Source organism: Rhodococcus sp. 05-2254-6 (assembly GCF_002258565.1).
In the GTDB taxonomy this organism is placed as follows: domain Bacteria; phylum Actinomycetota; class Actinomycetes; order Mycobacteriales; family Mycobacteriaceae; genus Rhodococcoides.
This window is the reverse complement of sequence record NZ_NOZF01000154.1, coordinates 12,826-34,439: the sequence shown is the minus strand read 5'-3', so window position 1 is coordinate 34,439 and position 21,614 is coordinate 12,826. Positions and strand designations below refer to the sequence as shown.

Below are 21,614 nucleotides of genomic sequence, written 5' to 3'. Positions count from 1 at the left end.
GATCAGCTGCGAGGCCGACGCAGTCCCAGACGAGCCTGCGACCGGCGATTGTTACCCGGCGCTCGTCGGATGGCGCGACGCTCGGCGCGGCGCTCGGCCGGCTTGGCGTCCCAGGTGTACGGGCGCGCGGCGGTCCACCGCTGCGAGCGCACCGCGAACGGGATGTGCACCAGGTAGGCCAGCACCAGGCCCATCAGCAGGATCAGCGGGAAGGTGATGAGCGCGGCTGCGAGCAGTGCGACGAGCACCAGCAGGATCGCGGCCAGTCGCGGCGGCACCGAGACCGTCTTGAGCGCGAGCGTGGGGATGCGGCTGACGATGAGACCGGCGGTGAGGATCGCCCATCCGGCGACGACGTAGAACGAGGCCCACCAGCCGTCGCCGAACTGCTCGAAACCCGCGATCGGTGCCATGGCGATGAGCGCTCCGGCCGGTGCGGGAACACCGGTGAAGTACTCGCGCGCGTAAGCGGGAGTGTCGTCCTCGTCGAGCAGAGTGTTGAAGCGCGCGAGGCGGAGCACGATGCTCACCGCGTAGACCAGCGCCACGATCCAGCCGCCGCTGCTGCCCTCGAGCAGTGTCACGTACAGCACCAGCGCCGGGGCGACACCGAACGAGATGGCGTCGGACAGCGAATCCAGTTCGGCACCGATCTTGCTGGTGGCGTCGAGCAATCGGGCGATGCGACCGTCCAACGCATCGAGGATCGCAGCGGCACCGATCATGGCGAGCGCGGTACCGAGCTGGCCGTCGAGGGCGAACTTGACCGCGGACAGGCCGGAGCACAGCGCGAGAATCGTGACGACGGACGGCAGCAGACGAATGGCAGCAGGTGGCTTGGCGCGTCTGGTGATCATGTCGGTTTCTACTGCGAGAGCTCGGCGAGCACTGTTTCGGCACCGACGGCCCGCTGGCCGCGTTCGACCAGCAGGGTGGTGCCCGCCGGGAAGTAGGTGTCCACGCGGGATCCGAATCGGATCAGTCCGTAGGTGTCGCCGATCGACAAGGTGTCGCCGACCTTGGCGTTGTTGATGATGCGTCGCGCAATCAGGCCGGCGATCTGCACGACGGCGACATCCTGACCGGAAGCGGTTCTGATGTGCATGCTGTTGCGCTCGTTGACCTCGCTGGCCTCGGCGAGGTCGGCGGATTTGAACTGACCGCGACGGTGCACCACTTCCACGACTTTTCCGGCGACGGGAACACGCTGTACGTGGACGTCGAGGACGGAGAGGAAGATGCTGACGCGCGGGACCGGCTCGGAGCCGAGAGCGAGCTCGGCCGGAGGAACGGCAGTGTCGACGAGTGTGACCAGGCCGTCGGCGGGAGCGACGACGACGCCGGGGCGATTCGGCGGCACTCGCGACGGGTGGCGGAAGAAGGTGGCGCAGGCTCCGGCGGCAACGAGGCCGGCGTTGCGGACCCACTTGGAGCGTCGACCGAGAACGGCGACGGCCAGCGGACCGCCGACGAACGGCAGCCCTGCGGGGTGTAGCGGTGGAATCGTTTCACGGACCAAGTCGACGATGTGAGCCGCTCCGGTGCGGGGCGGTTGACCAATCGGGGCGGGACGGCGTGCCACGGTCTCCTCTAACTTTTGTCGGACAGGTGTCGGTAGGTCGTGGTGCTGCGAGCGAATCGTGCGTCAACACGCGACTGCCGGAGCCATCACAGCGTACGTGAGGGCCCCGGCAGTCGAGAGGTGCGAGTGAGATCAGACGCGGCTGCGGCCCGTCACGAGCTTGACCAGGAACAGCAGGATGCACGCGCCGAGCAGGCAGGTGATGAAGCTGAAGATGATTCCGCCGCCCTCGACGTCGAGGAACGTGCTGAGCAGGAAGCCGCCCAGGAGGCCGCCGACGATGCCGACGACGATGTTCAGGATGATGCCCATCTGAGCATCCGTCTTCATGATCTTGCTACCGATCCAGCCGGCGAGTCCGCCGATGATGATCCAGCCTACAAATCCGAGTCCCAACATAGGGTGCCCCCACTTTCCGTTCGTGTTTGTTGCTTGTCGAAACGACGGATGCCCGCGGGAAACAAACCTGAAACATTCCTGAGAAAAGTTATTTCTGGCTGGACTTCTCGCTCTCGGCCTTGATTCGACGCAGGGTCTTGTTCATGCCCTCGACGAGTTCGACGTCGAACTCGTCGATGCCCCCGAGGATGCGCTTGACCAGCAGTGACGACACTGCCGTGGTGCCCGTCGGTGCCTCCCGCTTCTCGACGACGGTTGTTCCGGTCGCGGTGGGAGTGAGCGTGTAGGACCAGATCGTCTTGTTCTCCACGACGCGGAACGCGAGTTCGCGGTTGGGTTCGAAGGTGACGACCTTGGCGGTGGTCGGCCAGACGAGCATCCCCTTGCGGTTGACGTTGAGCGTCTTGGTGCCCTTGCCGACCGGTCCGCCGAAGACCTTCATCTTCTTGCACTGCGGGCTCCACTCGCCCATGCGCTGCAGATCGGACACGATCGACCAGACGGTCTCGGGGCTCGCGGCGATGTCGATCGTGGCTTCGAGAGTCTTGCTCAACGTGGGCCTCCAGGTATGTGTGACTGAACGTTACGACAAATCGGTCACAGCATATGTGTGTCCGAGCTCATAGCGAAACGGGGCGACGGGGAATGTAAGAGAAGTTTGACATCGGAATCGAATGGGGGTGAGATATGTCAAAGAACTCGTACACGCACGGGAGGTTGTCATGAGGGTCGGACTGTCACGAGTGTCCGCAACAGTTCTCGGAACTGCCCTCGCCGCCGGTGTCGGGATCGTCGCCGCATCGGTGCGAGAAGAAGGCGGGTGGCAGGTAGGTCTGGTGTTCGCCGCGGCGGTGGCCCCTGCCCTCGTCGGCGCGATGTGGACATTGGTTCCGCAACGATCACCGAAGATGCCGGAGAATCCGGAGGATTCCGTCGAGTTCCAGTGGTTGCAGCACGCGTCGTCCGGTGCCTTCTTCGACCTGATGATCGCACTCGGCCTCGCGTCGGCTGCCTCGGCGATACTCGACACGGAGTTGGTTCCGGTAGTCGCGTTTCTGGTGTTGGCCATGGCCGACGTGGCCGTGCGGTACCTGGTCGTCTCGCGTACGCAGCGGTGACTTCGAATCACGTGCACCGGCTGCGCACTGCTGCCGGTTTGTCACAACAGCAGTGCGCCGACGCGGTCGGCGTCAGCAGGCAGACGATCATCTCGATCGAGAAGGGCCACTTCGACCCGCGGCTCTCTCTCGCGTTCCGCCTGGCCCGGCTGTTCGAGGTCAGCGTCGACGAGTTGTTCGATCCACGGTGATCGAGCAACCTTCCACAGGTGAACGGAAACTCGTAGCAGGCTACGAAGTTTCGCTCACATGCGAGCGAAGCGAGCCAATACGAAGGCGTAGAGCCCGTAGAGCGCGATGCCCACGCCGGCGAGGATCAACAGGACCTGACCGTACGGCTGCGAGCCGAGAGTCTTGAGAGCACCGTCGATGCCGGTGGCCTTGGACGGATCGGACTGCAGAACTGCCACCACGACGAGGAGTCCGGCTCCGACGAGGGCAGCGCCCTTGGCTGCGTATCCGGCGATGCCGAGTTTGACGACGGCCCCGCTCTGGTGTCCTTCGAGATCGTCGAGGAAGTTCTTCGAGACGCCCTTGTAGACGTGGTATCCGCCCACTCCGATGACGACCAGCGCGACGGCGATGAGCACGAGCTTGCCGCCGCCGGATTCCATCAGTCGGGCCGACCAGCCCGCGTTCTGTTGTCCGCTGGACTTGCCCGAGCCGGTGGCGAAGCCGTAGGTCGAGAAGGCGAACGCGATGTAGACGACGGCCAGCGCGCCTGCTTTGAGACGATCCATGGCACTACCGGCGTCGGCGTCGGATTTCTTGCCGACGATCGCTTCGGCGATGCGCCACAGCGCCAGCGCCACGAACGCCACCACCGCCACCCAGAGCGCGATCTTTCCGCCGGGCTTCTCGGCCAGCTCGGCGAGTGCACCGGACTGGTCTGCGTTGCCGGCCTGGCCGAACGCCAACCGAACGGCGATGTATCCGATCAGAATGTGCAGCACTCCGCTGACGAAGTGACCGGCGCGCGCCGCTTTTTCGAATGCTCCGTTGTTCTGCACGGAACTGGCCACAGAATTTCCCGACGTGTTCACGAACGTTCCCCGATCAGTTGATTTGGGCAGCCGTTTACCCCGACCGTAGGCGCAGGAAACTGTCTCGACCTGCGAAACGCCGAACAAGATCCCACCGAGGCGTTAACACCGGGCGGACACTGATCGATGTAGCAAGCGGAGTGTCGGGACCAACGAAGAAATTGTTCGGAGTGATCCACCGTGAAATTACAGTCGATAATGCGTCGTACCAGCAGTGATCTCCCCCTGTTGAAAACCGCCAGGATGAGCGGCAGCCCGCGTACGTGGCCCGCCGAGAAGCTCGAACGGCTCCTCACCCCACAGGAACTCGACCTGATTCGACGCGGCCGAATCTGACCCCGCTGTTTCCAGGCCCGCTTGCCTCCCATTCGGGGTGACGCGGTGGCATGCTCATGTCGTTGATGAGCACCAGTTCTGGAGGGTCATGAAACCGGTCATTCTCAGCGTCGACGACGACCCAGGAGTGTCGAGGTCGGTCGCCCGCGACCTACGTCGGCGCTACGGGGAGCAGTACCGCATCGTGCGGGCGGAGTCCGGTGCAGGCGCTCTCGACGCGTTGAAAGAACTCGCGTTGCGCGGTACCCCCGTCGCCATTCTGTTGGCCGACTACCGCATGCCGCAGATGAGCGGCATGGAATTTCTCGAGCAGGCCATGGACATCTTTCCGACGGCCCGTCGCATTCTTCTCACCGCATACGCGGACACCGACGCCGCGATCGACGCGATCAACGTCGTCGATCTCGACTACTACCTGCTCAAGCCGTGGGATCCGCCCGAGGAAAAGCTCTACCCCGTGCTCGACGCCCAGCTCGAGGCCTGGTGTGCGTACGACCACCGAGCCGTCGAGGACACCAAGATCGTCGGCCACCGCTGGTCGGCGCGCTCGTCGGAGATCCGCGAGTTCCTCGCTCGCAATCAGCTGCCGTATCGCTGGTACATGTCCGACGAGTCCGAGGGGGCGCGGCTGTTGGCCGCGGCGGGCGTGGACGACGGACGGCTGCCGGTGGTCATCACCACCGAGGGTGCCGCGTTGATCGAGCCGTCCGATGCCGAACTCGGTGATCGGCTCGGTCTGACCGTTGCGCCGTCGGAGGAGTTCTACGATCTGGTCGTCATCGGTGGCGGTCCGGCCGGACTCGGAGCCGCGCTGTACGGCGCGTCCGAAGGCCTGCGGACCACCCTGATCGAGCGGACCGCGACGGGCGGTCAGGCCGGACAGAGTTCACGGATCGAGAACTACCTGGGTTTTCCCGACGGGGTCTCGGGAGCCCAGCTCGCCGAGCGGGCTCGTCGTCAGGCACTGAAGTTCGGTGCCGAGGTGGTCACCACCCAGGACGTCGTCGGCCTCGAAGCAAACGGTGCTGCGCGAACAGTGCGATTCGCGGACGGCCGCAGCATCAGCGCGCAGACGATCATCCTGTCCACCGGTGTCGCCTACAGGCGGTTGGACGCACCCGGAATCGACGACTTCACCGGACGCGGCGTGTTCTACGGATCGGCGATGACGGAGGCCGCGCGCTGCGCCGAGCAGGACGTCTACATCGTGGGAGGGGCGAACTCGGCCGGTCAGGCGGCGGTGTATCTCTCGCGCGGGGCCAAGTCGGTCACCATTCTGATCCGGGCCACCTCGCTCGAAGCGTCGATGTCGTACTACCTGATCAAGCAGATCGAGGAGAACCCGAAGATCAGCGTGCGGCCGTGCACCGAGGTCGTCGGCGTATCGGGAGACGGACACCTCGAGTCGATCACGCTGCACAACCGAGCGACCGAGGAGACGACGACGGTCGACGCGCAGTACCTGTTCCTGTTCATCGGCGCGGCACCGCGCACCGAGTGGCTCGACGGGGTCCTCGTGCGGGACGAGCATGGATTCGTGGTCACCGGGCCGGATCTCGTCGTCGACGGGCGCGGGCCTGCCGGGTGGACGCCCGCCCGTCTCCCACACCACCTCGAAACGAGTGTGCCCGGTGTGTTCGCTGCCGGTGACGTGCGATCCGACTCGGCCAAACGCGTCGCGTCGGCGGTGGGAGAGGGAGCGATGGCCGTGATGTTGGTGCACAGATATCTGGCGAACCCATGACCGAACAGACGCAGAACACGCCCGCATGTGACCCGGAGGAGTTACGGACGCTGTTCCTGTTCGAGCAGCTCACCGACGCGCAGCTGGTGGAGCTGTGCCGAGACGGGCGCATCGAAACGATCGAGCCGGGGCCGGTGTATGCGGAAGGTGATCCCGCGACGTGCTTCTACGTTCTGATGGAGGGGGCCGTCGTCCTCTCGAAGCTTTCCGGTGGCGAGGACCTGGTGGTCAATCGCACCTCGCAACGCGGGGTGTACGCGGGTGCGTGGCAGGCGTACCTGGGCGATCGGGTGCCGCAGACGTACCAGGGTTCGATGCGGGTGACCGAGCGCTCCCGGTTCTTCGTGCTCGACGCCGAGTGCTTCGCGTCCATCGTGCGGGAGTGGTTCCCGATGGCGTTACATCTGCTCGAGGGATTGTTCTTCGGCAATCAGAACACCAAGCAGATAGTGGAACAGCGAGAACGCTTGTTGGCGTTGGGTTCTCTGTCGGCCGGGTTGACGCACGAGCTGAACAATCCCGCGGCGGCTGCGGTGCGGGCGACGTCGGCGTTGCGAAATCGGGTGGCGCACATGCGGCAGAAGTTGGCGATGATCGCCGGTGGCACTCTCGATCGCGGCAGCTTGGCGCATCTGGTCGGACTGCAGAACGAGGCCGTGGAGCTGGTCGCCAAGGCCCCGAAGCTGACCGCGATGGAGGCGTCGGACCGTGAGGACGAACTGGGAGAGTGGTTCGAGGACAAGGGTATCGGTGACGGTTGGGATCTGGCTCCGACATTCGTCTCGGCCGGTCTCGACGTGCCGTGGCTCGATCGGGTTTCCGCGACGGTCGACGATCCAGCGTTGCTCGAGGGCGCAATTCGGTGGCTCAACTACACCGTCGAAACCGAGTTGTTGATGAACGAGATCTCGGATTCGACCACCCGCATCTCCACGCTCGTCGGTGCCGCGAAGCAGTATTCGCAGATGGATCGTGCGCCGTATCGAACGGTGGATGTGCGCGAACTACTGGACAGCACCCTGATCATGTTGGGCCGCAAGATCGGTGACGACATCACGGTGGTCAAGGACTACGACCCCGCGGTGCCGCCGATCCCGGCCTACGCCGCCGAACTCAACCAGGTGTGGACCAATCTGATCGACAATGCCGTGCAGGCGATGGCGGCTACCCCCGAGGAGAAGGGGGTGCTGACGGTGCGGACGTCGTTGGACGAGGATCAGGTCCAGATCGAGATCTGCGACACCGGACCCGGTGTGCCGCAGGAGATTCGGTCGCGCATTTTCGAGCCTTTCTTCACCACCAAGCCGGTCGGCGAGGGCACGGGGCTCGGCCTGGACATCTCGTGGCGCATCGTGGTGAACAAGCATCAGGGTGAGCTGCGGTTGGTGTCCGAACCCGGTGACACACGATTCGTCGTGCGGTTGCCCGTCGACCCTGCAATCGAGGAGGAACCATGACCATCGAAGGCATCGACCCGAAGATTCCGCCGTCGGGACCGGGTTGTGTGGAGTGCACGCAGACGCAGGGGTGGTGGGTACATCTGCGGCGGTGCGCGCAGTGCGGGCACATCGGATGTTGCGATTCCTCGCCGTCGCAGCATGCCAGCAAACATGCAGAGTCCACCCGGCACCAGTTCGTGCGCAGCTACGAGCCCGGCGAGGAATGGTTCTACAACTACGAGGACGAGCAGATGTACGACGGGCCGGAACTGGCTCCGCCGCAGCATCGTCCACTCGATCAGACGGTTCCCGGTCCGCGCGAGCGGGTGCCGTCGAACTGGCAGGCCCTGATCAATTGAACGAGAACCTGACGCGACCCACCGACGTATCGGCCGAGGATTTCCTGGCGGCTGTGGAGCACCCGGTTCGCCGTGCGGACGGGTTCGCGCTCGCCGAGATCATGGGCCGCGTCACCGGGCAACCGGCGGTGATGTGGGGTCCGACGATGGTGGGTTTCGGAAGCTATCGATACACGACGGGCAGTGGCCGCCGGGGAGAGTACTTCGTCGTCGGGTTCTCACCGCGCAAGGCGAATCTGTCGGTGTACGGCGCCACGTACGCCCCGGAGTCGGAGAGCTTGCTCGAACGGCTGGGAAAGCACAAGCGAGGAGCGGGTTGCCTGTACGTGAACAAGCTCGTCGATGTGGACATAGCGATTCTCGAACAACTGCTGGCATACAACTACCCGTACATTCTGAGTAGCCTCGCGTCATGACCTTGATCGCGGAGGACCTGCTGTTGCTGTTGCTCGACGACGACTCGGGCAAGCCGCTGGCCGACAGCACGAAGTTGCCACGGGTACTGGCAGGTGCGCTGGTCGTCGAGCTCGCCATGACCGGGTCGCTGCGCATCACCGGCCTGGACGAGCAGATCAAGAAGGATCACGTGGTCGTCGCAGGCTCGAGGCCGGAAGATGAGTTTTTGCGTCGAGTGTTCGATCTGGTCGCGTCGGCGTCGCGGCCGATGAAGCCGCAGAAGGTGATCGAGAAGTCGCAGAAGAATCTGGCGAAGGAACTGGCTGCGCGACTCGTCGCACAGGGTTTCGTCACGGAGAAGAAGGACAAGGTGTTGGGGCTGTTCCCGACGACGACGTGGCCTGCCCAGGACACCTCGCGTGAGAAGGTGCTGCGAGACGCGCTACGCAGCGCACTGGTGGACGGGACGACGCCGTCGCCGCACACGGCTGCGTTGATCTCGTTGATCTCGGCGGTGGATCTGACACACAAGGTGATCGAGGATGCGGACAAGAAGCTGCTGAAGCGGCGCGCGAAGGAGATCGCCGAGGGGGAGTGGGCCGGCGCGGCTGTGCGCAAGGCCGTCTCGGACGTCAATGCCGCAGTGATGGCCGCGGTCATGGTGCCCGTCATCGTCTCCACCACGAGCAGTTGAGGAAGAAAATGACCAGAAGCATTGCCATTCTGTTGTTCGACGATGTCGAGGTACTCGACGCGTGCGGACCGTTCGAGGTGTTCTCGGTGGCCAACCGGGTGGCCGAACGTGCAGGCAGCGCAGCGCCGTTCGAGGTGACGCTCGTCGGGATCGACGACAGGGCAGCTGTTGCTCGGGGCGGAATGAGGATCGGCGTCGACACCACGATCGACGACCCACGGCCCTACGACCTCGTCCTGGTTCCCGGTGGCGTCGTGGACGCAGTCGAGGCGAACGGCAGCGTTCTGCAGTGGCTGCAGGGTCTTCGGCCCACCGCCGAGTTGGTCGCGTCGGTGTGCACCGGTGCGTTCGTGCTCGCGGCTGCGGGACTGCTCGACGGTCGTCCGGTCACCACGCACTGGGAGGACTTGGAACTTCTGCGCGAACGGTGGCCCGCGCTCGTCGTTCACGAGGGTGTTCGGTACATCGATCACGGCGACCTGGCGACGTCGGCTGGTATCAGTGCCGGTCTGGATCTGGCGCTGCATCTGGTCGCGCGGTGGTCGGGAGCCGATCATGCTCTCGCCACCGCGGGCCAGATGGATTACGACTGGTCAGGCGCTGAGCACCCGTAGAACCAGCGCGACGACGGAGAACACGGCCAGTCCGGCGGCGGGTGCGAAGTCTTTGTCCCCGGCGCGCAGGTGCGCGACGACGGCTCCGACGAAGTAGAGGATGACGCCGACGGCGGCAGCGACGCCGATCGGCCAGACGACCAAGCCGACCAGGAGGCCGACGGCACCAAGGATCTCGAGGTAGGCGAGCCACGGGATCTTGTCGGCGGGAACCCCGACCTGCTCGAGCATCGGGACGACGGAGGGATTCTTCGTCAGTTTTCCGATCGCGGAGAACGTGAGTGCGACAGCGAGCAGAACCGAGACGACGAGGGTGGCGATGAACATGTGCCCTGCTTTCATTTCTGAGGTCACTAGTAATTGCGAAGTAGCAAGGCGGACTCTAGCACCTCGGTAGGGTGGAGGCATGGTCTCGAACGAGCAGCCTCACGACCCTCGTGCCTGTGATGGAGCGCTGACCAAAGCATTCGGCTTTCTCGGCAAGAGATGGAACGGCCTGCTGCTGGCGACTCTGATGAACGGGCCGATGGGATTCTCGGACCTGCGCCGCGCCGTCGGCGGGATCAGTGACTCGGTGCTGTCCGAGCGCCTCGGTGAGCTCGGCAGAGCAGGGCTGGTGGCACGGGCCGTCACGGAGGGTCCGCCCATCTCGGTGGAATACAGCCTGACGCCGTCGGGAGAGGCACTGCTGCCGTCGCTGGAGGCTCTCACCGACTGGGCTTCGAAAAACCTCTGACCCCCGCGAAAGTTCGCGAGGGTCAGAGAGTGGTGAAAACGGCTCAGCTGGGGTTGTTCTGGTTCTGCCCCTCGGCCGATTCGGCGAACTCCTGAGTGTCGAAGACCTCTCCACCCAGGGGGTCGACCGGAGCGTTGTCGCTCGAGTACTCGACGGCTCCCGTCTCGGGATGGACTTCGAGCTGCTCGGTGGAGACCTCGTGCACTGCGAGTACGACGGTTCCGCCGGAAGCAGCCGAGGTCAGCCCCTCCTGCGACGGCGTCAGGCCGGAGAACGTGCTCGAGATACCCGACGTCGCCTTCTTGCGTGGCGTCGGCCGGGCGGGGGTGTCCGCGTCGTCCCCGGTGACCTCCGAGGTGGTGGTCACCCGCACGTATCGCGGGGTGGTGGCGACGTCGTAGCGGAACGCCTTGAGCATCGACACACACGCCAGCGCCAACACCACGGAGAACGGCACGGCCGTCGCAATCGACATCGTCTGCAACGCTGTCAGAGAGCTGGTCCCGCCGACGAGCAGCAGTACCGCTGCGGCGATGCCCTGCAGCACGGCCCAGTAGACGCGGGTGATCTTCGGGGTTTCCAGTTGGCCACCCGTCGAGAGGATGTCGATCACCAGCGAGCCCGAGTCCGAGGACGTCACGAAGAAGAACACGATGACCGCGATGGCGATGACACTGGTGATCGCGGCGATCGGGAGGCCGTCGAGCACCTGGAACAGGCTCGTGTTGGTGTTCACTGCCCCTTCGGCGTCGAGCAGGTCTCCCTCGTTGCGCTGCCGCAGGATGCCGGTGTCACCGAAGATGGTGAACCACAGCGATCCGACGATGGTCGGTGCCAGCAGCACGCCGAACACGAATTCACGGATGGTGCGGCCACGGGAGATACGCGCGATGAACATGCCGACGAACGGTGCCCAGCTCATCCACCAGCCCCAGTAGAAGATGGTCCAGCCGCCGGCCCAGCCGTCGTCGGAGAACGGCGAGGTACGCAGGGCGAGCTCGGGCAGAGCCTGGACGTAGCCGCCGAGGTTCTGCACCCAGGACTGCATCAGGAACAGTGTCGGTCCCAGGAGCAGCACGAACAGGGCGAGCGCAGCCGCCAGCCCCATGTTGATGTTCGAGAGCCACTTGAGTCCCTTGGAAACTCCACTGACCACCGAGAAGGTGGCGATGCCGGTGATCACGGCGATGAGCACGATCACGAACAGGTTGGTGGTCTCGACCCAACCGAGGTAGTCGAGGCCGGCCGAGATCTGCTGAACGCCGAAGCCGAGCGACGTTGCGACACCGAACAGGGTGCCCACGATCGCGACGGTGTCGATGGCGTGGCCGATCGGACCTTCGATGCGCTTGCGACCGAGCAGCGGCTCGAGCAGCCAGCGGACGGTCAGCGGGCGACCCTTGCGGTAGGTCATGTACGCCATGCCGAGTCCGACGACGACGTAGATGGCCCAGGCGTGCAGGCCCCAGTGGAAGAGGGTGAGCTCCATCGCCTGGCGAGCAGCGGGGTCGGTGCTACCGGGAACGCCGCCCGCCTCGGGTGGCGTCACGTAGTGCGAGAGCGGCTCGGCGACGCCGTAGAACACCAGGCCGATGCCCATGCCGGCGCTGAACAGCATGGCGAACCAGGACAGGACGCCGAACTCGGGCTTCTCGTCGTCGCGGCCGAGGCGGATGTTGCCCACTCGGCTCAGGCCGCAGTACAGGGCGAACAGCACGAAGCCGGTCGCGGCCAGGATGTACCACCAGCCGACGCCTGCGGTGATGGCTTCGTTGAGCGTCTCGAACGAATCCGCCGCCGTGCTCGCATAGACCACGGAGAAGGCGATCATCACGAAGATGATGATCGATGCGGGGATGAAAACCGGCTTGAGCAGGCCACCCCAGGCTTCTTTTATTGCTTTCACTTAACTTGACTTCCTTACAACTCGAGTCACCGTAATCGGCTGACCACTATCGGCTTGCCGTTCTTTTTCTCTTGTTTCGGTCAAGTACCGGTAATCACCATAAACGACATCGGCCCAGGTGGCGAAACGTGCGAGGGCGGCCGAACTGGGAAACGGGCGTGGGTGCGCACTCTGTCGAGTCGCCTCGAACAGTCGAACGGACTACAGTTCTGCCGATGCTGCGGACGTGTCCGATTGTGTCACCCCTCGTATTTCGCGGCGTGAAAAATGTTGTGCAGCAGGTGATTCGGTGACCAGTCGATTGCAGCCGGGTTCGGAGTTCGCCGGATTCCGGGTCCAGCGCCGCCTCGGGGTCGGCGGTATGAGCGAGGTGTATCTGGTTCTCGGCCGGGGCCACGATCGGTACGAGGCCCTCAAGATTCTGGACCGGGATGCGTCGCGATCTCCGAGGTTGCGCAACAAGTTTCGGATGGAAGCGGCCGTCGCGGCACAGTTGGTGCACCCGAACATCGTGTCGGTGCACGAGCACGGTGAGTTCGAGCACCAGCTGTGGATGTCCATGCACTACGTGGACGGCTACAGTGCTGCGCGGCTAGTCGCCCGCGGACAGATCGCCCTCGACGTCTCTCGGGTGGCGCGCATCGTCGCCGAGGTGGCCAAGGGACTCGACTACGCCCACTCGCAGGGCGTCGTGCATCGGGACGTCAAGCCCGCCAACATTCTCATCTCCACCGTGCGATTCGACGGATACGAGCAGGTGTTGTTGTCGGACTGGGGAATTGCGCGCCTGCTCGATGATTCCACGCCGCTGGTGGCAGGCGGGACGGTGATGGCATCCATCCCGTACGCGGCACCGGAACTGCTGCGCGGGGGAGTGCTGAGCGCGCAGACCGACGTCTACGGCCTGGGGGCGACGCTCGTCGAACTGGCGACCGGCCGCACTCCGTATCCACTGGCCACGCCGTTGGCCATCACCGCCGCGCATCTCACGGCCGAGCCGCCGTCGGTGACCCGTCGTCGACGGTCGTTGCCGCGGGGGCTCGACGCGGTGGTCGCGAGGGCGTTGGCGAAGGATCCATCGGACCGTTTCCGAACCTGCGTAGAGCTCAGCGACGCCGTCGCGGCTGCAGTGGAAGCTGGAGTTCCGGAACCGCCGCCGCGACGCTCGCCGTTCACGAGGTCGCGGTGGCTCAAGTTTTCTTGACCGATCGTTCTTGACCGATCGGTCATCAATCTGTCATGCTCGATGAATGGGACGTACCAGAAGCTTCGACGAGGCGACCGTCGTCGCGTCGGCCGCCGAGCAGTTTCGATCCAACGGCTACGAAGGAACGTCCCTGGACGATCTGCTGCGCGTCACGGGACTGCATCGCGGCAGCCTCTACCAGGCGTTCGGCAGCAAGCGAGGATTGTTTCTCGCTGCGTTGACCAGTACCCGATGGGACGTGGATCTGCTACTGGTGGCGTTGTTGGAACTTGCGCCGTTCGACGACCATGTTCGCGAAATCTGCGCGAGCAGCCTTGCTTCCGGTGCCACCGAGGACGTCGCGCGCGCCCTCGGCGAACGGTTACTGGTGCGCGCCGGTATCGACTCGACCATTGCAATCGAAGGAGAACTCAGATGAATTCCGTGACCGTCGTCGACGGCACCCTGGTGGTGGAGCCGCAGGGGCTGGACAAGGTGTGGTCGTTCACTCGGAAGCTCGAGATCCCGCTGAGCAGCGTACGCGGAGCTACCCACGATCCGGGAGCAAGCAAGGAGCCCAAAGGAATTCGAGCACCGGGGCTCGGTCTGCCGGGAAAGACCGCGGGCACGTTTCACCGCGACGGCGTCAAGACGTTCTACAACGTCACCGGCAGTGCCGACACGATCGTCATAGAGCTCGAGCAGCAGGAGTATCAGCGGCTGATTCTGACGGTGGAGGATCCGCGTGCGGTGGTGCAGCTGATCAACAACGCCGCCGCGGCCGCGTGACGGGGCACCGGTCCTCGGGCCCCGTCACGCGAATCGGCTACTCCTCCGGTTCGGTCGGGCGGTTGGCCACCACCGGGTACTGGCCGGTGTAGCCGAGGCGTTCCTCTGCCACCGCGAGCACCTTGGTGCGCACCAGGAACCAACCACCGATCAGTGCGGGGACGATGACCACAAGAGTGGCGATGGTCCAGCTGCCGATCGGGGCGTCGAAGGCCATCAGCACCAGCACTCCGAAGAGGAACACCAGGGTCGCATAGCTGGTGTACGGCGCTCCGAACAGCCGAAACTTGGGCCGCTCCACGATGCCCTTCTGGGACCATCGGAACAGCTGGATCTGGCACAGCACGATGGTGGCCCAGCTGGCGATGATGCCCAGTGCCGACATGTTCAGCACGATCTCGAAGGCCTCGCCGGGGGCGATGGCGTTGAGCGCGACACCGAACAGCGTGATGAAGCAGGTGAGCAGAATGCCGCCGAACGGAACGCCGCCCTTGGTCATCTTCTTGGTGAACTCCGGCGCACTGCCGTTCATCGCCATCGACCGCAGGATGCGGCCCGTGGAGTACAGGCCGGCGTTGAGGCTCGACAGTGCCGCGGTGAGCACGACGATGTTCATGATGGTGCCCGCGCCGCCGAGGCCGATGCTCGAGAAGAACGTCACGAACGGCGACGTCCCGGACTGGTACGCGGTGTACGGCATCAGCAGGGCCAGCAGCACCAGCGAGCCGACATAGAACAGTGCGATACGGGCGATGACCGAGTTGATCGCCCGCGGCATGATCTTCTCCGGGTTCTCGGTCTCACCCGCTGCGGTACCCACCAATTCGACTGCTGCATAGGCGAACACGACACCCGAGATGACGATGACCAGCGGCCATGCGCCGGATGGGAACAAGCCGCCGTTGTCGGTGATGAGACTGATGCCCGGCATCTGGGTGCCGACGGGGATTCGGCCCGCGAGGAACACCACGCCCACGATCAGGAACGTCACCAACGCGATGACTTTGATGATGGCGGCCCAGAATTCCATCTCACCGAACCACTTGACCGACACGAGATTCAGGCTCATGACGATGACCAGCGCGATCAACGCGATGACCCACTGCGGAATCACCTCGAAACTGCCCCAGTAGTGCATGTACGTCGCAATGGCGGTGACGTCCACGATGGCCGTCATCGCCCAGTTCAGGAAGTACATCCAGCCCGCGACGAAAGCTGCCTTCTCGCCGAAGAACTCGCGCGCGTACGAGACGAAGCTGCCCGACGACGGACGGTGCAGCACCAGTTCGCCGAGGGCCCGCAGGATGAAGAATACGAAAATTCCGCAGAGCGCGTAGGCAAGGAACAGGCCGGGTCCGGCGCTGGCGAGGCGTCCACCCGCGCCGAGGAACAGGCCGGTGCCGATTGCCCCGCCGATGGCGATCATCTGCAACTGCCGAGGTTTCAGGCCCTTGTGGTAGCCCTCCTCCTCGTGGTCCATCGCCGAGTTGTCGTACGAGGTGTCGACCGTATCGGACATGTTTCGATCCTTCTTGTCGTTTTTGTAGGGTTTTGTCCGAATTTTTTGGCGTCGAAGCTGTTGTCGCTCAACGGTATTAGCGCCGATGGTTCGAAGCACAGTATTCGGATGTTAACAACGCGTACGGATGTGAACAGTGCGTGAAGGACCCTCGCGAAGGTGAGCATCCGCTCGCGGCTGTCGCCGCGCGGTGGCGTCGGGCATGGGGGTGGCGGTGGTTCGCCCCTCGGCTTGCATGAATGGTCGACCTTGCACTCGCCATGGTCGAGTGCTAGAAATGCAGTTGGCACTCTCGACACGTGAGTGCCAGGTCGGGACACGGTGAGGCCGGGGAATCAACGACACCCCTGGTCGTCCGTCGCGGGCACCGAGCTCGGCCAGCAATGTGTCACCCCCAATCCGGAGGATCACTTCGCAATGGCCAAGATCATCGCGTTCGACGAAGAGGCACGCCGTGGCCTCGAGCGAGGCCTCAATGCCCTCGCCGACGCAGTAAAGGTGACGTTGGGCCCCAAGGGTCGCAACGTCGTACTCGAGAAGAAGTGGGGAGCTCCCACGATCACCAACGATGGTGTTTCCATCGCCAAGGAGATCGAGCTCGAAGATCCCTACGAGAAGATCGGCGCCGAGCTCGTCAAGGAGGTCGCCAAGAAGACCGACGACGTCGCAGGCGACGGCACCACCACCGCTACCGTTCTCGCTCAGGCACTCGTCCGTGAAGGCCTGCGCAACGTCGCAGCCGGCGCGAACCCGCTCGGCCTCAAGCGCGGAATCGAGAAGGCTGTTGCAGCCGTCACCGAAGCCCTGCTCGCGTCCGCCAAGGAGATCGACACCAAGGAGCAGATCGCTGCTACCGCTGGCATCTCCGCAGGCGACCCGTCCATCGGCGAGCTCATCGCCGAGGCAATGGACAAGGTCGGCAAGGAAGGCGTCATCACGGTCGAGGAGTCCAACACCTTCGGCCTGCAGCTCGAGCTCACCGAGGGCATGCGCTTCGACAAGGGCTACATCTCGGCGTACTTCGCCACCGATGCAGAGCGCCAGGAAGCCGTCCTCGAAGACGCGTACATCCTGCTCGTCAGCTCCAAGATCAGCACCGTCAAGGACCTGCTGCCGCTGCTGGAGAAGGTCATCCAGTCCGGCAAGCCGCTCGTCATCATCGCCGAGGACGTCGAGGGCGAAGCTCTCTCCACCCTCGTGGTGAACAAGATCCGTGGCACCTTCAAGTCCGTTGCCGTCAAGGCACCCGGATTCGGTGACCGTCGCAAGGCGCAGCTCGCCGACATCGCCATCCTCACCGGTGGCGAGGTCATCAGCGAAGAGGTCGGCCTCTCCCTGGAGACCGCCGGACTCGAGCTGCTCGGTCAGGCACGCAAGGTCGTCATCACCAAGGACGAGACCACCATCGTCGAGGGCTCGGGAGATTCCGACGCCATCGCCGGTCGCGTCAACCAGATCCGCGCCGAGATCGAGAACTCCGATTCCGACTACGACCGCGAGAAGCTGCAGGAGCGCCTGGCCAAGCTGGCCGGTGGCGTTGCAGTCATCAAGGCCGGAGCGGCAACCGAGGTCGAGCTCAAGGAGCGCAAGCACCGCATCGAAGATGCCGTGCGCAACGCCAAGGCAGCCGTCGAAGAAGGCATCGTCGCCGGTGGCGGCGTGGCACTGCTCCAGGCAGCGCCCGCACTCGACAACCTCAAGCTCGACGGTGACGAGGCAACCGGCGTGAACATCGTTCGCGTCGCACTGTCCGCCCCGCTCAAGCAGATCGCATTCAACGCAGGCCTCGAGCCCGGCGTCGTTGCGGACAAGGTCTCCAACCTGCCCGCAGGCCACGGCCTCAACGCCGCGACCAACGAGTACGAGGACCTGCTCGCTGCAGGCATCAACGACCCGGTCAAGGTCACCCGCTCGGCACTGCAGAACGCAGCGTCCATCGCGGCTCTGTTCCTCACCACCGAGGCCGTCGTCGCCGACAAGCCCGAGAAGGCCGGAGCGCCCGCCGGCGATCCGACCGGTGGCATGGGCGGCATGGACTTCTGAGTCCCTTGTTGCACTGAAGAAGCCCGGCACCTTTCGAGGTGCCGGGCTTTTTCGTGCGGCGGAGCTTCGAATCGGGTGCAACCAGCCGCGCTCAGCGCGGTCGGCTGCACCCGATTCGATGCAGTCAGTCCCGGTGATACGCGATGTTTATGACGTTGCCGTCGGGAGCGCGAACGAAGAACCGGCGCACGCCCCACGGCTCGGTGGTCAACGGATACACGATCTCGAAACCCAACTTCTGGGCTTCGGCGTATGCGCCGTCGACATCGTCGGTGAGCACCGACATCACCGAGTCTTCCGGTGCGCTCTGGTCGCCCGTCACCAACTGAACGCTGACCGGGCGATCGGGCGACGTCAGCCGCGCAACCCAGCCCATGTCGAACTCCTCCGAACGCAGTCCGAGAAACTCGGTGTAGAACGACTTGGCCGCGTCCACGTTCGGTACCCGCAGATTGGTGATGATGTTCCTCGTTCTCATCGAACTCTCCTCCAATTCGTGGACGGCAGGAAACCTGGACGTTCGACGCTAGCAGCGGAGTCGCCGGATGTGCGGTGGTTGAGTGAGCGGCCGCGTTGTGTTTAGTGTGGGTAATGGCTTGTATTCGCTCGATGACCGTCGCGTTGGCCGTGACCGTGGTCCTCGCGGGTTGCTCCACCTCGGGAACTGCAACGCCGGAGCCCGCACCTCCCGCTACCGCGGCGACGACGGTGAGCGTCGAGCCGACCGCGACAGCAGCGCCCGAGCCCACCGAGGAGCCGGACGCCGCCGAGCCGTACGTTCTGGGCAGCACCCGCGTCGCCGGTTCCACGGGGAATGCGACGTACGACGTGGCCATTCCGCAGCTCAGTGGTGGGGACTCCGCCGTGACGGCGGAGTTCAACGAGTCGATGCGCGCGGCGCTCCAGGATCAGATCGATGGTGACTACGGGAACGACTTCGCTCTCAGCGACGGCTACTCGACGGGGACGACCCACGTGGGGAGCCGCGTGATCAGTGCCGAGCAGATCACCGGGTGGATCGCCGTCCCGCCCGGAGCGCATGGCAACTCTCTGATTGCGACCGTGACGATCGGCACCGACACCGCGCAACCGATCTCCCTCGACGATGCGTTCACCGATCTCGACGCAGGTCTGGCTCGGCTCTCCGATCAGGCAGCGAGGATTCTTCCGACCACCCGGGCCGGCGAGAGCTTCGAGCGCTCGGGGATCGAACCGACGGTGGCCAACTTCGGAAACTGGACGGCGTCACCGGAAGGTATGAACATTCACTTCGGTGACTACCAGGTCGGGGCCTACGGCATCGGCCTCATCACGATCACCGTTCCATGGACGGATCTGTCCGATGTCCTCGCTCCCGGCATGCAGGATGTGCTGAGCAGCTGACCCTCTGCCCGACAATGCGAACATGGACCCATGATGATTCGCGCAGGGGTGCAGGACGTCGCCTTCGACCGATTCGGTGATCCGTCCGGTCGTTCGGTGGTGCTGCTGCACGGGTTTCCGTACGACCCGCGCGGTTACGATGACGTCGCGAGGCTGCTCGCCGATTCCGGTTACGACGTGGTGGTGCCGTACCTGCGCGGTTTCGGTCCGACCCGGTTCGTCGACGCGGCCACGATGCGCTCCGGTGAACAGGCTGCGATCGGCCACGATCTTCGCGAGCTGATCCTTGCGCTCGAACTCGACAAGCCCATCGTTGCCGGTTACGACTGGGGTGGGCGAGCGGCCTGCGTCGTTGCCGCGATGTGGCCGGAGCTGGTGTCGGGCTTGGTGAGCGTCTCCGGCTATCTGATCCAGGACATCGCCGCGGCGGTGTCGACGCCGGTGGCCCCCCACCTGGAGAAGCGGTTCTGGTACCAGTACTACCTGCACTCCGAGCGGGGTCGGGCCGGGCTCGCGGAGTACCGCGCAGAGATCGCACAGACACTGTGGACGGACTGGTCGCCCACCTGGCGGTTCGGGGACTCAGAATTCGCGGCCACCGCACCGTCGTTCGACAACCCCGACTTCGTGAACGTCTCCGTGCATTCCTACCGGCACCGCTACGGCATCGAGGTGGGGGACGCGGCCTACGCAGCGACCCAGGAGTTGCTGACCGAGCAACCGAGGATCACGGTGCCCACGGTCGTGATCGATCCGACCGAGGACACCGTCGCCTCGCTGTACGGCCGCCCGGACCACGCGGCACACTTCGACGATCTGATCGACGTTCGTCAGGTCGATTGTGGCCACAACCCGCCTCAGGAACTACCTGGGCAGTTCGCCGACGCCATCGTGACGCTGGGCCAGGTGGTCCGGGATCGCGGCTCGAACTAGTCGACCGCGAGCTCGCCCAGTTCGTTCCAGTCGGTGCCGTCCACTTCCTGGCTGATGATCTTCGGCGTCTCCTGCAGGTACGGCGGGAGATCCTTCTGTGCCTGCTTGAAGTGATCCGAATTCACGTGCGTCGCACCGGCATCGGGGTCCTTGAAGGCCTCCACCAGGACGTACTCGGTGGGGTCGTCGAGAGTGCGCGACCAGAAGTACCAGAGGCACCCTTCCTCGGCCTGGCACGCTTCGGTGAAGTCGCGTGAGATCTCGGGCCAGTTGTCGGCGTGCTCGGGCTTGATCTTGAACTTGGCGGTGATGAAGATCAACGGTGCTCCTCGTGGTCGAAGTGATGGTTCTTGCTACTACCCGTTTTCACGGTACGAGAATCGCGCGTCCGCGAACACGTCCGTTGTCGAGGTCGTCGATGGCGCTCTGGAAGTCGTCCAACGCATAGGTCTGCGTATGCAGGTTCACCGCGCCTCGCGCGGCGAGCGACATCAGATCGCACAGGTCGTTGTACGACCCGACGAGGTTGCCGACGATGTTCTTCTCCTCGGAGATCAGGTCGATCGTCGGGACGTCGATGTTCTCGCCGTATCCGACGACGTGGTAGTCGCCGGCCCGTCTGGTCATCGCCAATCCTTCTGCGGTGGAACCACCTTCGCCGACGAAGTCGAGCACCACCTCGGCACCGAACCCGCCGGTGAGCTCCATGATCTGGTCCACCTGACTGCCGTCGGCGACCACCGCGTGATCGGCACCGAGGGTCAGCGCAAGCTTGACCGCGTCGGCGTTGCGGTCGATGACGATGAGTTCGGCGGGGGAGAGTGCCTCGAGAACCTGAATGCCGATGTGGCCCAGACCGCCCGCGCCGATGACGACACACTTGTCGCGGGGTGTGAGCCGTCGGGCCGCTTTCGCCGCCGCGTGATAGGCGGTCAGGCCGGCGTCGGCGAGTGCGGCCACCGCGGACGGCTCGAGCGAGTCGTCGATCTTCACCACTGTCCTGGCATTGGTCCGCAGGTAATCCGCGTACCCACCGTTGGTGTCGATTCCCGGGAAATCGCTTGTCTCGCAGTGAACGTCGTCGCCGGATCGGCAGGCGCGGCACAGTCCACACGTGACCAGCGGATGCAGAATCACCTTGTCGCCCTCGGTGACGTTGGTGACGGCCGATCCCACCGCATGCACCCAGCCAGCGTTCTCGTGGCCGATCGTGTACGGCAATGTGACACCGGACTTTTCGGCCCACTGGCCTTCGAGAATGTGCAGATCGGTGCGGCACACGCCTGCTCCGCCGATCTTCACGATCACGTCGAGGGGGCCTTGCACTTCGGGAATCGGGACCTCGGTCATCTCCAGCTTCCGGTGGTAGCCGACAACCTGGACGGCGCGCATCGT

26 protein-coding genes are annotated in these 21,614 nt (G+C 64.4%); 15 read left to right on the top strand and 11 right to left on the bottom strand.

The window, feature by feature from the left end:
* Window positions 1-2 precede the first annotated feature (2 nt).
* The 4 genes from pssA to CH256_RS21310 form a co-directional block, all read right to left on the bottom strand.
* On the bottom strand, window positions 3-857 hold the full coding sequence (gene pssA, locus CH256_RS21325; RefSeq protein ID WP_037186737.1) for a CDP-diacylglycerol--serine O-phosphatidyltransferase: 855 nt from the start codon (window positions 855-857) through the stop codon (window positions 3-5).
* Window positions 858-865: 8 nt separating this feature from the next.
* A complete protein-coding gene (locus tag CH256_RS21320) occupies window positions 866-1,582 on the bottom strand; it encodes a phosphatidylserine decarboxylase (protein ID WP_068048123.1) in 717 nt (238 codons plus the stop codon).
* A gap of 132 nt (window positions 1,583-1,714) precedes the next feature.
* Window positions 1,715-1,981: a GlsB/YeaQ/YmgE family stress response membrane protein gene (locus CH256_RS21315; protein ID WP_068048126.1), complete on the bottom strand. Its 267-nt coding sequence runs from the start codon at window positions 1,979-1,981 to the stop codon at window positions 1,715-1,717.
* Between the two features lie 88 nt (window positions 1,982-2,069).
* Complete coding sequence (locus CH256_RS21310; protein WP_068048129.1) at window positions 2,070-2,534, bottom strand: SRPBCC family protein; 465 nt, start codon at window positions 2,532-2,534, stop codon at window positions 2,070-2,072.
* A gap of 169 nt (window positions 2,535-2,703) precedes the next feature.
* On the opposite strand from CH256_RS21310, the gene CH256_RS21305 reads away from it, so the two are divergent.
* Together CH256_RS21305 and CH256_RS21300 are read left to right on the top strand one after the other, a co-directional pair.
* Window positions 2,704-3,099 (top strand): hypothetical protein, encoded by a 396-nt coding sequence (locus tag CH256_RS21305; RefSeq protein WP_141215320.1) that lies wholly within the window; start codon window positions 2,704-2,706, stop codon window positions 3,097-3,099.
* Complete coding sequence (locus tag CH256_RS21300) at window positions 3,096-3,290, top strand: helix-turn-helix transcriptional regulator (RefSeq protein ID WP_068048135.1); 195 nt, start codon at window positions 3,096-3,098, stop codon at window positions 3,288-3,290. Before CH256_RS21305 ends, CH256_RS21300 begins: the two co-directional genes overlap by 4 nt.
* 54 nt (window positions 3,291-3,344) lie before the next feature.
* On the opposite strand, the gene CH256_RS21295 is transcribed toward CH256_RS21300, so the two are convergent.
* A complete protein-coding gene (locus CH256_RS21295; protein WP_094641002.1) occupies window positions 3,345-4,142 on the bottom strand; it encodes a DUF1206 domain-containing protein in 798 nt (265 codons plus the stop codon).
* A 424-nt stretch (window positions 4,143-4,566) separates the two neighbouring features.
* Here CH256_RS21295 and CH256_RS21290 point away from each other — a divergent pair, with 424 nt between their 5' ends.
* The 6 genes from CH256_RS21290 to CH256_RS21265 are packed head-to-tail and all read left to right on the top strand — an operon-like array spanning window position 4,567 to window position 9,724.
* Complete coding sequence (locus tag CH256_RS21290) at window positions 4,567-6,222, top strand: FAD-dependent oxidoreductase (RefSeq protein ID WP_094641003.1); 1,656 nt, start codon at window positions 4,567-4,569, stop codon at window positions 6,220-6,222.
* Complete coding sequence (locus tag CH256_RS28900) at window positions 6,219-7,679, top strand: ATP-binding protein (protein ID WP_094641004.1); 1,461 nt, start codon at window positions 6,219-6,221, stop codon at window positions 7,677-7,679. Before CH256_RS21290 ends, CH256_RS28900 begins: the two co-directional genes overlap by 4 nt.
* Entirely contained in the window at window positions 7,676-8,020 is a 345-nt protein-coding gene (locus CH256_RS21280) for a UBP-type zinc finger domain-containing protein (RefSeq protein WP_094641005.1), read from the top strand. The genes CH256_RS28900 and CH256_RS21280 overlap by 4 nt, the downstream gene beginning before the upstream one ends.
* The gene (locus CH256_RS21275) at window positions 8,017-8,436 is read left to right on the top strand and encodes a DUF1801 domain-containing protein (protein ID WP_094641006.1); all 420 of its coding nucleotides are present in this window, start codon (window positions 8,017-8,019) and stop codon (window positions 8,434-8,436) included. The genes CH256_RS21280 and CH256_RS21275 overlap by 4 nt, the downstream gene beginning before the upstream one ends.
* Complete coding sequence (locus CH256_RS21270; protein WP_094641007.1) at window positions 8,433-9,110, top strand: GOLPH3/VPS74 family protein; 678 nt, start codon at window positions 8,433-8,435, stop codon at window positions 9,108-9,110. Before CH256_RS21275 ends, CH256_RS21270 begins: the two co-directional genes overlap by 4 nt.
* An 8-nt stretch (window positions 9,111-9,118) precedes the next feature.
* A complete protein-coding gene (locus tag CH256_RS21265) occupies window positions 9,119-9,724 on the top strand; it encodes a DJ-1/PfpI family protein (RefSeq protein ID WP_068048154.1) in 606 nt (201 codons plus the stop codon).
* On the opposite strand, the gene CH256_RS21260 is transcribed toward CH256_RS21265, so the two are convergent.
* The gene (locus CH256_RS21260) at window positions 9,704-10,051 is read right to left on the bottom strand and encodes a DoxX family protein (protein WP_094641008.1); all 348 of its coding nucleotides are present in this window, start codon (window positions 10,049-10,051) and stop codon (window positions 9,704-9,706) included. The genes CH256_RS21265 and CH256_RS21260 overlap by 21 nt on opposite strands.
* 79 nt (window positions 10,052-10,130) lie before the next feature.
* On the opposite strand from CH256_RS21260, the gene CH256_RS21255 reads away from it, so the two are divergent.
* Window positions 10,131-10,460, top strand: a complete 330-nt coding sequence (locus tag CH256_RS21255; protein ID WP_094641009.1) for a winged helix-turn-helix transcriptional regulator — start codon at window positions 10,131-10,133, stop codon at window positions 10,458-10,460.
* A 43-nt stretch (window positions 10,461-10,503) separates the two neighbouring features.
* On the opposite strand, the gene CH256_RS21250 is transcribed toward CH256_RS21255, so the two are convergent.
* On the bottom strand, window positions 10,504-12,366 hold the full coding sequence (locus CH256_RS21250) for a BCCT family transporter (protein ID WP_176460416.1): 1,863 nt from the start codon (window positions 12,364-12,366) through the stop codon (window positions 10,504-10,506).
* Between the two features lie 289 nt (window positions 12,367-12,655).
* Here CH256_RS21250 and CH256_RS21245 point away from each other — a divergent pair, with 289 nt between their 5' ends.
* Genes CH256_RS21245 through CH256_RS21235 form a run of 3 tightly spaced genes read left to right on the top strand, consistent with a single transcriptional unit; the run spans window position 12,656 to window position 14,341 of the window.
* The gene (locus tag CH256_RS21245) at window positions 12,656-13,570 is read left to right on the top strand and encodes a serine/threonine-protein kinase (protein ID WP_094641010.1); all 915 of its coding nucleotides are present in this window, start codon (window positions 12,656-12,658) and stop codon (window positions 13,568-13,570) included.
* A 46-nt stretch (window positions 13,571-13,616) separates the two neighbouring features.
* Window positions 13,617-13,991: a TetR/AcrR family transcriptional regulator gene (locus tag CH256_RS21240; RefSeq protein WP_094641011.1), complete on the top strand. Its 375-nt coding sequence runs from the start codon at window positions 13,617-13,619 to the stop codon at window positions 13,989-13,991.
* On the top strand, window positions 13,988-14,341 hold the full coding sequence (locus tag CH256_RS21235) for a PH domain-containing protein (protein WP_068048169.1): 354 nt from the start codon (window positions 13,988-13,990) through the stop codon (window positions 14,339-14,341). Before CH256_RS21240 ends, CH256_RS21235 begins: the two co-directional genes overlap by 4 nt.
* 37 nt (window positions 14,342-14,378) lie before the next feature.
* On the opposite strand, the gene CH256_RS21230 is transcribed toward CH256_RS21235, so the two are convergent.
* Window positions 14,379-15,860 carry an amino acid permease gene (locus tag CH256_RS21230; protein WP_068048170.1) on the bottom strand — a complete coding sequence of 494 codons (1,482 nt, stop codon included), beginning with the start codon at window positions 15,858-15,860 and terminating at the stop codon, window positions 14,379-14,381.
* 417 nt (window positions 15,861-16,277) lie between these two features.
* On the opposite strand from CH256_RS21230, the gene groL reads away from it, so the two are divergent.
* Window positions 16,278-17,903: a chaperonin GroEL gene (groL, locus tag CH256_RS21225; RefSeq protein WP_094641012.1), complete on the top strand. Its 1,626-nt coding sequence runs from the start codon at window positions 16,278-16,280 to the stop codon at window positions 17,901-17,903.
* Window positions 17,904-18,027: 124 nt separating this feature from the next.
* Here the strand turns inward: groL and CH256_RS21220 are convergent, their stop codons facing one another.
* On the bottom strand, window positions 18,028-18,381 hold the full coding sequence (locus CH256_RS21220; RefSeq protein ID WP_094641430.1) for a VOC family protein: 354 nt from the start codon (window positions 18,379-18,381) through the stop codon (window positions 18,028-18,030).
* A 131-nt stretch (window positions 18,382-18,512) separates the two neighbouring features.
* On the opposite strand from CH256_RS21220, the gene CH256_RS21215 reads away from it, so the two are divergent.
* Window positions 18,513-19,286, top strand: coding sequence for an RsiV family protein (locus tag CH256_RS21215; protein ID WP_255183040.1), 774 nt, complete (start codon window positions 18,513-18,515; stop codon window positions 19,284-19,286).
* A 30-nt stretch (window positions 19,287-19,316) separates the two neighbouring features.
* Entirely contained in the window at window positions 19,317-20,219 is a 903-nt protein-coding gene (locus CH256_RS21210) for an alpha/beta fold hydrolase (protein WP_094670532.1), read from the top strand.
* On the opposite strand, the gene CH256_RS21205 is transcribed toward CH256_RS21210, so the two are convergent.
* The gene (locus CH256_RS21205; RefSeq protein ID WP_068048178.1) at window positions 20,216-20,539 is read right to left on the bottom strand and encodes a putative quinol monooxygenase; all 324 of its coding nucleotides are present in this window, start codon (window positions 20,537-20,539) and stop codon (window positions 20,216-20,218) included. The genes CH256_RS21210 and CH256_RS21205 overlap by 4 nt on opposite strands.
* Before the next feature lie 46 nt (window positions 20,540-20,585).
* Window positions 20,586-21,611 (bottom strand): NAD(P)-dependent alcohol dehydrogenase, encoded by a 1,026-nt coding sequence (locus CH256_RS21200; RefSeq protein WP_094641432.1) that lies wholly within the window; start codon window positions 21,609-21,611, stop codon window positions 20,586-20,588.
* Between the last annotated feature and the right edge of the window lie 3 nt (window positions 21,612-21,614).